The sequence below is a fragment of the Paenibacillus sp. FSL H7-0326 genome, from assembly GCF_001955535.1.
Classification (GTDB): Bacteria; Bacillota; Bacilli; order Paenibacillales; family Paenibacillaceae; genus Paenibacillus; species Paenibacillus shunpengii.
In genome coordinates, this window is sequence record NZ_MPVN01000015.1 from 1 (window position 1) to 14,300 (window position 14,300).

The 14,300-nt window shown below is 44.6% G+C and carries 8 protein-coding genes, 11 tRNA genes and 2 rRNA genes; all 21 read left to right on the forward strand.

Going from position 1 to position 14,300, the window contains the following annotated elements; translation table 11 throughout:
• A 23S ribosomal RNA gene (locus BK126_RS28400) occupies positions 1–227 on the forward strand; the annotation flags it as partial.
• Positions 228–444: 217 nt separating this feature from the next.
• Positions 445–561: ribosomal RNA gene (rrf, locus tag BK126_RS28405) — 5S ribosomal RNA — on the forward strand.
• A gap of 53 nt (positions 562–614) precedes the next feature.
• Positions 615–690: transfer RNA gene (locus BK126_RS28410), tRNA-Asn, on the forward strand.
• A 3-nt stretch (positions 691–693) separates the two neighbouring features.
• Positions 694–766, forward strand: a tRNA-Thr gene (locus BK126_RS28415).
• A gap of 12 nt (positions 767–778) precedes the next feature.
• Positions 779–850, forward strand: a tRNA-Glu gene (locus BK126_RS28420).
• Between the two features lie 8 nt (positions 851–858).
• A tRNA-Val gene (locus BK126_RS28425) sits at positions 859–934 on the forward strand.
• 63 nt (positions 935–997) lie between these two features.
• A tRNA-Gln gene (locus BK126_RS28430) sits at positions 998–1,072 on the forward strand.
• Positions 1,073–1,079: 7 nt separating this feature from the next.
• Positions 1,080–1,155 (forward strand) — tRNA-Lys (locus tag BK126_RS28435).
• Positions 1,156–1,166: 11 nt separating this feature from the next.
• Positions 1,167–1,247, forward strand: a tRNA-Leu gene (locus BK126_RS28440).
• Between the two features lie 10 nt (positions 1,248–1,257).
• Positions 1,258–1,332, forward strand: a tRNA-Gly gene (locus tag BK126_RS28445).
• 6 nt (positions 1,333–1,338) lie between these two features.
• A tRNA-Arg gene (locus tag BK126_RS28450) sits at positions 1,339–1,415 on the forward strand.
• An 8-nt stretch (positions 1,416–1,423) separates the two neighbouring features.
• A tRNA-Pro gene (locus BK126_RS28455) sits at positions 1,424–1,497 on the forward strand.
• 8 nt (positions 1,498–1,505) lie between these two features.
• Positions 1,506–1,576, forward strand: a tRNA-Gly gene (locus BK126_RS28460).
• Between the two features lie 339 nt (positions 1,577–1,915).
• Positions 1,916–4,705, forward strand: a complete 2,790-nt coding sequence (gene ppc / locus BK126_RS28465) for a phosphoenolpyruvate carboxylase (protein ID WP_076315783.1) — start codon at positions 1,916–1,918, stop codon at positions 4,703–4,705.
• A gap of 200 nt (positions 4,706–4,905) precedes the next feature.
• On the forward strand, positions 4,906–5,472 hold the full coding sequence (gene sigW, locus BK126_RS28470; protein ID WP_170862593.1) for an RNA polymerase sigma factor SigW: 567 nt from the start codon (positions 4,906–4,908) through the stop codon (positions 5,470–5,472).
• A 162-nt stretch (positions 5,473–5,634) separates the two neighbouring features.
• On the forward strand, positions 5,635–6,249 hold the full coding sequence (locus tag BK126_RS28475; protein ID WP_076315785.1) for a zf-HC2 domain-containing protein: 615 nt from the start codon (positions 5,635–5,637) through the stop codon (positions 6,247–6,249).
• Positions 6,250–6,560: 311 nt separating this feature from the next.
• On the forward strand, positions 6,561–7,391 hold the full coding sequence (gene cdaA / locus BK126_RS28480) for a diadenylate cyclase CdaA (protein ID WP_076315786.1): 831 nt from the start codon (positions 6,561–6,563) through the stop codon (positions 7,389–7,391).
• A complete protein-coding gene (locus BK126_RS28485; protein WP_076315787.1) occupies positions 7,384–8,814 on the forward strand; it encodes a CdaR family protein in 1,431 nt (476 codons plus the stop codon). Before cdaA ends, BK126_RS28485 begins: the two co-directional genes overlap by 8 nt.
• Before the next feature lie 148 nt (positions 8,815–8,962).
• Positions 8,963–10,306, forward strand: a complete 1,344-nt coding sequence (glmM, locus tag BK126_RS28490; protein WP_076315788.1) for a phosphoglucosamine mutase — start codon at positions 8,963–8,965, stop codon at positions 10,304–10,306.
• A 655-nt stretch (positions 10,307–10,961) separates the two neighbouring features.
• On the forward strand, positions 10,962–12,794 hold the full coding sequence (gene glmS, locus BK126_RS28495; RefSeq protein ID WP_076315789.1) for a glutamine--fructose-6-phosphate transaminase (isomerizing): 1,833 nt from the start codon (positions 10,962–10,964) through the stop codon (positions 12,792–12,794).
• A 692-nt stretch (positions 12,795–13,486) separates the two neighbouring features.
• Entirely contained in the window at positions 13,487–13,582 is a 96-nt protein-coding gene (locus tag BK126_RS30075) for a GrpB family protein (RefSeq protein ID WP_256209939.1), read from the forward strand.
• Positions 13,583–14,300 lie beyond the last annotated feature (718 nt).

The window sequence follows — 14,300 nt, forward strand, 5'->3', positions numbered from 1 at the left end:
ACCGGGATGGACGTACCGCTGGTGTACCAGTTGTTCCGCCAGGAGCACCGCTGGGTAGCTATGTACGGACGGGATAAGCGCTGAAAGCATCTAAGCGTGAAGCCCCCCTCAAGATGAGATTTCCCAATGAGTAAGACCCCTTGAAGACGACGAGGTAGATAGGCTGGGGGTGGAAGTGCAGCAATGCATGGAGCTGACCAGTACTAATCGGTCGAGGGCTTATCCAAAAGATACCCCACAAAGTGAAGCAAATGCTTCCGGAGTGAATTCCGAATACTTTGCGGGGACCCCGAGAACACCGGGGAAGCAGTAAATCGCACATTGTTTCGTATCTAGTTTTCAGGGAGTAAATTCCTTGTAAAGATTTTAAGCTGCATGTCCTTTTTATGGATTGATATTTTGCTGGTGATGATTCGCCGAAGATATCACAGCGCAAAAATCATGTTTGGTGGCGATAGCGGAGGGGTTCCACACGTACCCATCCCGAACACGACCGTTAAGCCCTCCAGCGCCGATGGTACTTGGACCGCAGGGTCCTGGGAGAGTAGGACGCCGCCAAGCAAACATCCTTACTCAGTATTATACTGAGAGATGTGTTGACTACTAGTTAATATTCCCTGATAGCTCAGTTGGTAGAGCACTCGACTGTTAATCGAGTTGTCACAGGTTCGAGTCCTGTTCGGGGAGCCATATGCTCTCATAGCTCAGTAGGTAGAGTGCATCCATGGTAAGGATGAGGTCACCGGTTCGATCCCGGTTGAGAGCTTAGATATTGCAAGGCCCGTTGGTCAAGGGGTTAAGACACCTCCCTTTCACGGAGGTAACAGGGGTTCGAATCCCCTACGGGTCACTTTATATGGAGACTTAGCTCAGCTGGGAGAGCATCTGCCTTACAAGCAGAGGGTCGGGGGTTCGATCCCCTCAGTCTCCACCATTATTTATTTTGTAAATATTGGATACACTATATATGAAGATAATACTCATCATATAAAAATGTTGGGGATTAGCCAAGCGGTAAGGCAACGGACTTTGACTCCGTCACGCATAGGTTCGAATCCTATATCCCCAGCCATTTATATGAGCCATTAGCTCAGTTGGTAGAGCACCTGACTTTTAATCAGGGTGTCGAAGGTTCGAGTCCTTCATGGCTCACCAGTTAATCATATGCGCGTGTGGCGGAATTGGCAGACGCACTAGACTTAGGATCTAGCGTCCTTGACGTGGGGGTTCGAGTCCCTTCACGCGCATTGATTTTTTGCGGACGTGGCTCAGCGGTAGAGCATCGCCTTGCCAAGGCGAGGGTCGCGGGTTCGATTCCCGTCGTCCGCTCCATATTTTGCGCCCTTAGCTCAGCTGGATAGAGCGTTTGACTACGAATCAAAAGGTCGGGAGTTCGAATCTCTCAGGGCGCGCCATTTACTGTCGGGATGTAGCTCAGCTTGGTAGAGCACCTGGTTTGGGACCAGGGGGTCGCATGTTCAAATCGTGTCATCCCGATCGTATTTGCGGGTGTAGTTCAATGGTAGAACTCCAGCCTTCCAAGCTGGTAGCGTGGGTTCGATTCCCATCACCCGCTTCATTATACTTATTGTAAAGCCTGATCTTATGGATGGGCTTTTTTTTGTATATTTACTCCCCGTCGGGTCACGCACGAGGTCTATTTTTCATATGCACTTGTTGTAAAAATTATCAATATTAGAATCGGAATGGATCTCTTCTCAAGGCGCGTTGATGTGATGACAAAGGTGTAGAAATACGAAGTATAACTGAATATTTTATTCGAAAATTGTCAAAAAACCTGTATTTTCTATCACAAAACTAAAGATTTTACCTGATTTTTATTGTATCATGTTATGAAGGTGTCAATTATGACGGACGATTAACTTTGTATTCAGCTGGAGATAGGAGGATATGCATGACAGAACTTATGGCAACCGCAAACAAAAACAATTCAAATAATTTGTTGCGTCGGGATGTGAGGTTTCTAGGTAATATACTTGGTGAGGTTCTGGTACATCAAGGAGGGAACGAACTCCTGAACGTTGTTGAGAAGATTCGCGAGACGAGCAAGGCTTTACGTGCTGAGAATACACCTGAATTGTTCCAGGAGTTTATGAGCATGATTCAGGGGCTTGATTCGGATCGACGTCATCAAGTTATTCGTGCTTTTGCGATTTACTTTCAATTGGTGAACATCGCAGAGCAGAATCATCGGATCCGCCGTAAGAGAGATTACGAGCGTTCTGCGGGTGAGGCTGTACAACCGGGTTCTATTGAAAAGGCTGTACAAACATTGAAGGATAAAGGCTTTGGCTACACCGAGGTACAGAGCATCTTGGAAACTATGTCCCTGGAGCTAGTCATGACCGCGCATCCAACCGAAGCATCTCGTCGAGTTATTCTTGATATACATAAACGTATATCTGAGGATGTTATGCTCTTGGATAATCCAACGCTTACGCATCGTGAACGTGAACAGCTGCGTGAGAAGCTGCTGAACGAGGTCATAACGCTCTGGCAAACAGACGAACTGCGTGATCGCAAGCCTACCGTGCTTGATGAGGTAAGAAATGGAATGTACTATTTCCATGAAACGCTGTTCCATGTATTGCCGGATGTTTATGAAGAGCTGGAGCGCTGCTTAGAAAAGTATTATCCAGAACATCGCTGGCATGTGCCTACTTATTTACGTTTTGGCTCCTGGATTGGTGGAGACCGGGATGGGAATCCATCAGTAACGGCTGACGTGACCTGGGAGACCCTTAAAATGCAGCGTAAGCTTGCTCTGCGTGAATATCAGCGTATCTTGATTGAATTAATGGGTAAACTGAGTTTCAGCACAAATATCGTTACAGTTTCTGAAGAGCTCATGTCTTCTATTGAAGAGGATCGTCAGAAGGTTGTTCTGAAGAAAGCGGATATTTGGCGGAATGAGAAGGAACCTTATCGCATTAAAATCGCCTACATGCTTTCCAAGCTGAATAATGTGCTTGATGACAACAAAGTCGGCCAGTCAGACCGTTACGCTTCACCGGAGGAATTGATTAACGACCTGAAGCTAATTGACCGCAGCTTGAGATATCATTATGCGGATTATGTCGCAGACACTTATGTTAAAAAGATTATTCGCCAAGTGGAGCTGTTCGGCTTCCATACCGCGACTTTAGATGTTCGTCAGCACAGCCAAGAGCATGAGAATGCTATGAAGGAAATCTTGGCTCATATGAACATTGTAGATGATTATTCTGCTCTGTCTGAGGAAGAGAAGATCGATTTGCTAGCCGGCTTGTTGAGCGATCCACGACCATTAACTTCTTCGCATTTCAGCTACAGCGAGAGCACACAGGAATGTCTTGAAGTATATCGTACGATCTACAGAGCTCAGAAGGAATACGGCAGAAACTGCATTAACAGCTATCTGATCAGTATGACCCGAGGTGCTAGTGATCTGCTCGAAGTAATGGTCTTTGCCAAAGAAGTAGGTCTCTACCGCAGAGAACCAGATGGTAATGTGATTTGTACCATTCAATCTGTGCCACTATTCGAGACCATTGAAGATTTGCATGCAGCACCAGCGATCATGAAACGCTTATTCGAATTACCGGTATATCGCAATTGTGTATCTGCGATGGAGGATCTGCAGGAGATCATGCTGGGTTACTCGGATAGCAACAAAGACGGTGGAGTTGTTACAGCAAACTGGGAGCTGCTCGTAGCCATGAATGAAATTACGGCAGTAAGCCAGAAGTATAATATAAAACTCAAGTTCTTCCACGGACGTGGAGGAGCGCTTGGTCGCGGCGGTATGCCGCTAAACCGCAGTATTATGGCACAGCCGCCTCATACGATTGGTGGAGGCATCAAGATTACGGAACAAGGAGAAGTACTCTCCTCCCGTTATTCCCTGCAAGGGATCGCTTATCGAAGTCTTGAACAGGCAACATCGGCTCTTCTGACGAGTGCTATGGTTGCGAGTGTGGAGACACCGGTTGAAGAAGAGGCTTGGAAGAAAATTATCGTATCCATCTCAGAGGCTTCTCTGAAGAAGTACCAAGATCTAGTATTTAATGATCCTGACTTCTTCAATTTCTTCAAAGAATCTACGCCGCTGCCTGAGGTTGGTGAGCTGAATATTGGATCCCGACCTTCTAAGCGGAAGAACAGCAATCGTTTTGAGGACTTACGTGCCATTCCTTGGGTGTTTGCTTGGACACAGAGCCGTTATCTCTTCCCTGCATGGTACGCGGCTGGTACAGGCCTACAGAGCTTCTATCAGGGCAAAGAGGAGAATCTGAAGGTGCTTCAGGATATGTATAAGAACTACCCGTTCTTCCGTACATTGATTGATACTGTACAGATGGCGGTAGGCAAGGCAGACATGAACATCTCGAAGCAGTACACTTCTATGGTACAGGACGATGAGATTCGTGCTCGTGTCAAAGGAAAAATTTTAGAAGAATATGAACTAACAAAGGATCTGCTTCTAAAAATTACAGGGCAGCAGGATATTCTGGATAATGTTCCTGTAATTCAAGAATCCATTCGATTACGTAATCCGTATGTTGATCCGCTAAGTTACTTGCAAGTGCAGTTGCTGACTGAGCTTCGTGCATTGCGTGAACAAAACGGAGACGACTCTGAATTGCTTCGGGAAGTGCTGCTTACGATTAACGGCATTGCTTCAGGGATGCGGAACACAGGTTGATTATAACCATTTAAATATTGAACTGGGTTCGATCTTCGGGAGCTCTCTTATCTTAAGTAGGAGAGTTCCCGATTTTTTTTTTGACAATTGATAGTGTAAATGATTGATTTTTAACTGCACATGAATTACGATTTGAATGATGTATTTTTTGGGATACGAGCGGTACGAAAGACCCATCAGCCAGTCTGGGGGAATATATGGTGGATAATTTGGAGAATAGGTTGGTCAATCTAATACTTAAGGGTGATCAACGGGCTTTCGCTGAGCTTGTGGAATTGTATAAAGATAAATTGTTTCATTTGGCTTATCGGATGCTGAACAATAGACATGAGGCAGAAGATATTGTGCAGGAAACTTTTTTGAGAGTATACCGGAATATGGAGAAATATGATCCAGAGCAGAAATTCTCAACTTGGATCTATCGAATTGCAACGAATTTATGTATCGATAGACTCCGGAGAAAGAAGCCTTCCTACTCGCTCGATGCCGAGCTTGGAGATCAGGAGGGGACTGATGGGTATGCCATGATTCCAAGCGATAACCGGACCCCTGAGAGTGAAGCGCTGTTGTCTGAGACGCAGCGAATTATTCGTGATGCAATTGAAACGCTGCCTGCAAAGTACAAGTCGATCATGGTGCTTCGTTATTTACAGGATCTATCTCTTCAGGAGATCAGTGATGTATTAGGGATGCCTGTCACAACCATTAAGACAAGAGTACATAGAGGCCGTGAATTTTTGCGTAAAAAGCTAGAATTTAAATTGTAGCGGTTCAAGCGTGAAATTGATCCGGCTCCTTTTTTAAAAATGCTGCATAAATTATTGAAACGTTCTTAGATGTGCTTCGTATTTAATGGAAGCAAGTCTTATGTCTGTATAAATCATACGGCAAATAAGACTTCAAAGATCTAGAGGAAAGGATATGCTCATATGGACTGCAAGGAAAGCACCTCTTTAATGCATGAATATTTAGATGATGAACTATCGTTGTCCCAAAAGAGCGGGCTCGAGAGTCACCTGTCGACATGTCCCGACTGCCGCATGCGGTTTAAAGAGTTGGAACAGACGGATATGCTGCTATACGCAATGAGACATTATTCACCGTCTGCTTCAGATGAGCTGACTGATCGGATCATGAGTGCTGTACCAGAACCAAAGAAACAGCAGCCATGGCTGAAGTGGGTCAAAAGACACCCGGCCCTAACTGCTGCAGCCATTTTTGTAATCGTGATGTTTTCCAGTACGATCAGCTTTTGGGACCAGAGTAACCAGTTGATTGTCAGTGGAGATGATCTAGATCAGATTGTGATCGAAGGGAACGATGTCATTGTACCTGAGGGCAAGTCGATTACAGGGGATTTGACGGTCGAGAATGGGACTGCAAAAGTATACGGTAATGTGGAGGGTAACCTCACGATTATTGATGGTCATTATATGACGGCCTCTACAGCTCATATCTCAGGACAAATCAAGAGTATAGATCAAGCGCTGGACTGGATTTGGTATAAGATAACAGACGTGATGAATGTCGTAGCTTACCGCTAATAAATGCTAACAATAGTAGAACATTCCTTTATAAGACCAGAGAGCCTCTGTTATGAGGGCTCTTTTTTTAATATTTTCAGGGTATAATGATAATAATTGGGAAAGGGATAACGAGCTCGCTTGCAACTTGCACTTTATCGTTATAACCTAGATATGATGAAGAACATACTATAACTAACTCTTAAGAATGAACGATGATCATGCCAGAGCCCTTATAAACCATAAAGGATCATGAAGAGCTTAGTTCGATCTATCTTACAGATATATGAATGTGGACATTTACTCAACTAGGGAATATCGGGGGCAATCGCATGAACTATTTTGCGGATTTGACATGGCAAGAAGCCATTAAGGATATTATAGATATTTTAATTGTAGGTTATATCATATACCACATTATGCTGCTTGTTCGCGGGACCCGCGCTGTACAGCTGTTGAAGGGCATACTTCTGCTCGTTGTCGTGTGGGTAGTCAGTACCTGGTTTAATCTCTACACACTGAAGTGGCTCATGAATCAGTTATTTACATTCGGGGTGCTGGCACTCTTTATCATCTTCCAACCGGAGCTTCGTCGTGCGCTCGAGCAATTGGGCCGTGGCAAATGGTTTAACCGGATTACGGCGGATGATGAGGAGTTCAGTCGTTTTACGAATGAAATTATTAAGGCTGTGAATTATTGCTCTCGTCGCAAGATTGGCGCACTCATTGTGTTCGAACGGGAAACAGGGCTGAATGAATATACGGAATCGGGGATCAAGATGAATTCAGTTCTGAGCTCTGAGCTGCTGATTAACATCTTTATTCCGAACACACCGCTTCATGATGGGGCTGTTATTTTACAAGGGAAACAGATTGCAGCTGCTGCCTGCTATTTGCCTTTGTCAGAGAACCCTTTTATCAGCAAGGAGCTGGGAACGAGGCACCGTGCAGCGATAGGAGTAAGTGAAGTAGCAGATGCAGTAGCGATTGTTGTGTCTGAGGAAACGGGACAGGTATCTTTAGCGATTAACGGACAAGTGGTGAGGGATATTAAGGAGGAATCCTTGATCTCTAAACTGCATGAAGAGCTTCGTCCTTCTTCAACACTGAAAGAAAAGAGGCACTCGATCTGGAAACGGAAGGGGGGCCAGGGTAATGGATAAATGGTTCAACAATAACAATTTTACCAAAATATTGGCGCTGGCTATCAGTTTGCTGCTATGGGCTATGGTTCATTCGAACGATGTTACACCTACACCGACAACAACTGCATCTGTTGAGCCTCGGGTAATTGATAATATCACCATTGAGCCTTATGGCATCGATTCATCGAAGTATGTCCTTACGTCTGTTGATGCAACAGAAGTCGAGATGCAGGTCAGAGGACAACGCTCGGTACTAACTTCTGTTTTTACAGATGAATATAAAGTTCGGCTGGATCTCAGCAATGTGGGTCCAGGAACGAGCACCTTACCGCTAAGTCATGTGGTGCCAAACGGGGTCGAATTCGTTAAGATGGAGCCTTCTACGGTGACGGTAACTGTTGAAGAGCTGGGGACAAATACATTTGATGTTAGTATCGTACCTACGGGTGAGCCAGCCGCAGGATATTTGGCAGGAGATCCGGTAGTTACACCTGCGGAGCCGGTTAAGGTCACTCTTCCTGAGAGCCAGCTGGCAGCCGTAGGCAAAGTCGAAGGAACGATCGATATTGAAGGAGCAACGGATATAGTAAGTGAGAAGAGAGTGCGTCTCAAAGCCTTCGATCTCGATGGGAATGAAATTGAAGGAGCTGTCATAGAGCCTGAGTCGGTGGCTGTAGAAGTGCCGATTACGGAGCAGTTTACCAAAGTCCCATTTAAGGTGCATTACACCGGACGGCTTCCGGATGGTCTGACCTTATCTCAAGTGGAACCGAATGTAAATGAAGTAACTTTATATGGAAGTCAGGAGCTGCTGGCAGGCGTCGAGAACTATAATGGAGTGACTTTGGACCTTAGCCAGATTTCGGAGGCGGGGACACATACAGTTAACGTGGACTTGACGCCGCCCTCCGGTTTTGAGAAAATCGAGCCGAGCTCCGTGCAATTAGAAGTGACGGTTGCATTATCCGATGAAGTGCAGGATACGGAAAAGGTGATACGGGATGTCCCCATCGTAGTTAAGGAGCCAGGCGGCAGTCTGGAAGCAAGTGTTACGAGGCCAAGGGACGGCTTGAAGGATATCACCATTTCCGGACCCAGTAATATGCTGGATAACATAGATGCGACGGATCTAGAGCTAATTGCAGATGCGAGTGATTTGGCAGAAGGCTCACATGAAGTGACCTTGCAAGTCAGTGCACCGGATTACGTAACGGTCGAGAATTCATCGGCTGACCTCACTATCGAGGTTCAGGTGAAAGACACCTCTACCGAAACGACTGCTCCGCCAACTGAACCCGATGCAGGATCGGGAGAGGAAGAGGAGAACAGTGGTACAACGAATGGGGAGGACAAGGAAGAAGAGTCAGATCCGAGCCAGGAAGGGAACGGTGACCCGGGTGATTCCGGTGAAGATACTGATGCAGCCAATCCAGCACCTTAACATGAGCTTACTGCCATTTTTACAGTAACAATGTATCAGCCATTATTAATTAATATTATGAAATGCACGAAATTGAATTAGATCGATATCTTTCTAAAGCAAGCTTGCTAATTGACTATTCACATATGACAAAAAGGAGTTCAGGAGAATGGGGAAATATTTTGGTACTGATGGAGTTAGAGGGGTTGCTAATAAAGAATTAACGGCTGAGATGGCCTATAGCATTGGACGTTGCGGAGGATATGTACTCGCTGGAGGAGTAGACCGTCCGAAAGTGGTTATCGGGATGGATACACGTATTTCAGGGCTTATGCTGGAATCAGCGCTCGTTGCAGGTCTCTTGTCCATTGGTGCGGATGTTATTCGTCTTGGTGTCGTTTCGACTCCAGGCGTAGCGTATCTGACACGCACGCTTAAAGCAGACGCAGGAGTCATGATCTCTGCATCTCATAATCCGGTGGAGGACAATGGAATCAAATTCTTTGGCGGTGACGGCTTCAAGCTGTCTGATGAGACAGAGAATAAGATTGAGGAATTGATGGATGCATATGAAGACACCCTTCCTCGTCCGATTGGCAGCGGTCTGGGCACGGTTACGGTCGACGAAGAAGCGAAGTTTACTTATCTGGAGTATCTAAAAACAACGGTATCTTCCCGTTTTGACGGATTAAAAATTGTACTGGATTGCGCTAACGGTGCTGCGTATGAGCTGGCTCCAAAACTTTTCGCTGATCTCGGAGCAGAAGTCATTACGATTGGTGCTGAGCCTGACGGACTTAACATCAACGACCAGTGTGGCTCGACACACCCTGAGAAGCTCAAGGAAGAAGTGATTCGCCATGGTGCGGATGCAGGTCTTGCATTTGACGGCGACGCAGACCGGTTGATTGCAATTGATGAGACCGGAGCCGAAGTGGATGGCGACTTTATTCTGTGCATTTGCGGCGATGCGATGAACCGTGCAGGCAAGCTTCATGATGGAACGATTGTGTCCACCGTAATGAGTAATATCGGTTTCTACAAAGCGACTGAAAAATTAGGACTCAAAACAGCGAAGACTGCGGTTGGTGACCGTTATGTGATGGAAGAAATGCGCCGCGGGGGCTATAATCTTGGCGGTGAACAGTCGGGCCATGTTATTTTCCTGGACTACAATACGACGGGAGACGGGATGCTGACTGCGATTCAATTGATTAATACGCTTAAAGAATCGGGCAAGAAGCTGAGTGAGCTGAAAGGTCTGATGAAACAGTATCCGCAAGTGCTGGTCAATGTTCGTGTCGAAGACAAGAGCAAGTATGAAGGCAATTCGGTTATTGAGGAAGCAATCGCTATGATCGAGAGCAAGCTGGGTGACAATGGACGTGTACTGGTGAGACCATCCGGGACAGAATCTCTGATTCGTGTTATGGCAGAAGGACCGGACCGTATAGAGCTTGAGCAGTTCGTTGAGCATATCGCGGGTGTAGTTAAGAAGGAACTGGCAGGGTAACCTGGTTGTCCTGCTCTTAAAATAAGCCCGTGTGACTAGAGTCTAGTTTCACGGGTTTGTTTTTTGGGTATTTATGATGAAATTTGCTTGGAGGTATATTGCTCCATTGCAAAACTGACATCAGATGCATATAATGAGTTGTGTGATTCAGACATAGAAAGTGAGGGTTGAGGTTACAACAGCATTACAAGCGCCAGAACTTGTTCCAGTGTACGGAACCATTGTTATGTAAAACAATGGACAATGGTCAAGTTGACGAGGTGGGGGTGTTCGGATTGTTCGGCGGGGACCTCCCGGTAATCCACCATACCGTAAATCGAGAACGGAAAAGAAACAGGCGACTGTTTTTACAACGAATCGATAGGTGAAACAAAATTAGAATGTGCACGAGGAGAGCATACTTCAGCATTACATGAGTGATGATATGCGTCATCGTGACATCGACATAGGATAAGACGGAAGTCATTCCATACGATATCAAGGCCACTCTATTGGCTGTCCAGTTGTATAATAACACACTGGTTCGTGCTATGTAGCTTACCGTAAAGGGTTTGTCACCCGCATATCAGACTATTGTTTACTCATGTCTATTTACATGCTGATGGTGCATTTCTCCCGGTCATATTCAAACATTCGAATCGGAGGAATTTTACCTATGTGTGGAATCGTTGGATATATTGGAACAAAGAATACGCAAAATGTGTTGATCGAAGGACTGAAGAAACTGGAATACCGTGGTTATGACTCTGCGGGTATCGCCGTTTTCACTCCAGAAGGTCTGCAAATTACGAAATCTATCGGTCGTCTTGCGAACCTTGAAGCTAAGCTGGAGACGGCTCCGCTGCAAGGAAGCGCAGGAATTGGACATACACGTTGGGCAACTCATGGTAAACCATCGGATGAGAACTCTCACCCGCATACAGACAACAGCCTCAAATTCTCTGTAGTTCATAACGGGATTGTAGAGAACTATTTGGAGCTGAAGGATGAGCTGATCAGCCAAGGCTGTGTATTTACTTCGGAGACAGATACTGAAGTTATCTCTCATTTGGTTGCTCGTGAGTACGACGGTGATATCGTGAAAGCTGTTCAAAAAGCGATCACATACATGCGTGGTGCGTTTGCACTCGGCGTTCTGACAGAATATGAGCCAGATAAATTGGTTGCTGTTCGTCAAGCCAGTCCGCTGATCATCGGTATCGGTGAAGGTGAGAACTTTATCGGCTCCGATATTCCGGCTATTCTCGAATATACTCGAAACGTGTATATCTTGAATGACGGAGAAATGGCAGTCCTGACACAGGATTCTGTCGAACTGATGACAATTGAGGGGAATTTTATTTCTCGGGAAATGATTCGTGTCGATTGGGATGCAGTTACAGCTGAAAAAGGCGGATTCGATCATTTCATGCTGAAAGAAATCTACGAGCAGCCTAAAGCTTATCGTGAAACGATGCTGGGCCGGATTTCTGCAGATCACAAAAAAGTATTGCTTCCTGATCTGAACATGACGGAAGAGCAAATTAAAAATATTAAGAACATTCAAATTATCGCTTGTGGTACGGCTTACCATGCAGGTCTCGTTGGCCGCAGCATGATCGAGCATCTGGCTCGCATTCCAGTCGAGACGGACGTGGCTTCCGAGTATCGTTACCGTTCACCAATCGTGAACTCTGATACACTCGTTATCGTAGTCAGCCAGTCAGGTGAAACAGCAGATACCCTTGCAGCGCTTCGTGAAGCACAAGCTAATGGTGCGCATGTACTTGCGATCACTAACGTGGTGGGCAGCTCCATCGCTCGTGATGCAAACGACGTGCTTGCAACACTGGCAGGTCCTGAGATTGCTGTTGCTTCTACGAAAGCTTATACTTCTCAGCTGATTGCATTTGCACTGTTCAGCTTGTACCTCGCTCAAGTGCGTGGCACACAAACAGAAGAGACGGTAGCAGGCATTATCGCTGCTATGCAATCTCTGCCTGAGCAAGTGGAGAAAATGCTGGATCAAGCGGAGACCATTAAGGATTATGCTGAGCAAATCTCTAGCCATAAGAACCTGTTCTTCATCGGCCGCGGCGTAGACTACGCAGTTGCTCAGGAAGGTTCCCTTAAGCTGAAAGAGATCTCTTACATTCACTCTGAGGCGTATGCAGCAGGTGAATTGAAGCACGGTACGCTTGCATTGATCGAAGACGGTATTCCGGTAATTGCCCTGGCAACACAAGAGGATGTACTTGAGAAGACAGTAAGTAACATCAAGGAAGTAAAAGCACGCGGTGCAGACGTTATGGTGATTACGCATGAAGAGCATGTTGCGAACCTGCTTAAATCCGTAGACCAAGCATATGCAATTCCGAAAACATTGCCGATCCTGACACCAGCACTTTCCGTAGTGCCGCTCCAGCTTCTTGCATACTACGCATCTCTTGCCCTCGGTCTTGATGTGGATAAACCACGTAACCTGGCGAAGAGTGTAACTGTTGAATAATTTATTTAATAAAATAAATTCATTTGATATTTGTCTGGTTACATTAAAGTTAGTTTCTAGACATTATAGTTGGTGCCTTTACACTAAAGTTAGTACTTTTACAATAGAGTTTGTATCTTAATGGTTGCATCTTAGGATCCCAGCTGATATTTCGTATTAAAGTTTGTGATGTAATACTCAATATTGATAATATTGGTGGTTCTACCAAATTATTTGTGTTTTTTGTTGTAAAAAGTGCCCTCATTAGCTTATAACTAACGAGGGCACTTTTATTTTTAATTGATATAAGAACATGTGTCTGCAATATACAGTAGTCAAATGTTCTCATTGGAGTGATCAACATTTCGCCTGATTGCCCGGCCATCCGTAATAATCATTTGCGACTAAAGGCAGATATCGAGCGTGTAACTGTAAGACAAATCATGCGTCTGACAACACGGTGAAGGAATATTGTTTGTAACTTCTTAATCCAACATACAAATGAGCTCAGATTAGTCTGAGCTCATTTGTTGTTTAATCAAGAAAATCAAGGATCTTAATAAGATTAGAAACAAATTTCGTGTTGTAGAGGATGTTGAAGCCTTTATTGAATCCCTTGCAAAGATAGGGTATATGAATGTTTATCACAAAATCTTGCTTAACAGAAGGTTTTTCAGAAGAGGTAAGGAAGAGCAGGAACGCATCATTTACATATTTATGTTTATGGAAGTGAAGAATGGCATAACAATATTTTGTTCAGGGATTATTTAAGAACTCATCCAGAATGCTTAAGCAGTACAATCAATTAAAAAAGAACTTGCAGAAAAGTATCCCCATGACAGAGTTGCTTATACCAATGCCAAGCATGCATTTATTTTTGATGTAATTCAAAAGGGAAAGTTGAGTGAGAAGAATAACCAAACCATTGATTATGTTAACGGGAAACGTTAGTTGATCCTAAGACCTCAGCTTTCCCAAGAATTTGTTTGCTAAAATGACTGTTAAACTCCATCAAAAAGAGTTGATTTAATGTTCACTGTTACTGTAGAAATACTCATGATCGAAAAAACCAATTTCTTGAATGGATAGATTCACATGATACATGAGAACGCGACAGACGAATACGAGAAGGGAGTTCTGGCAGGGCTCAGATAGATGATAGATAAAATGGGGGTTAAGGGAGTTCCATATTCTGTCATGGCAGAAGAAACTTCAATCACGATTAAATCAAGATTTTATTAATGAATGTACGCAGATATTTGAGGGAAATTGGATAGATGAGGTATGGAACAGTGGTTTTGCATTGTCTATAATTGCTGTTTTAGATCTATTTAAAATCCATGTTGTAGAAATCCCAACTCCAAAAAATAATAATAAATCGTTAAGCTAACGGGAAACATTAGTTCAATCAAACAAGGAGTAGTTTGCCTCGGCAGCTGCTCCTTGTTTTCATTACGAATGGGCAGGATAGTTCAAAAGTTTCGCGAATACCCTACATATGGAATTATTTACGAAGTTCGTGAATAA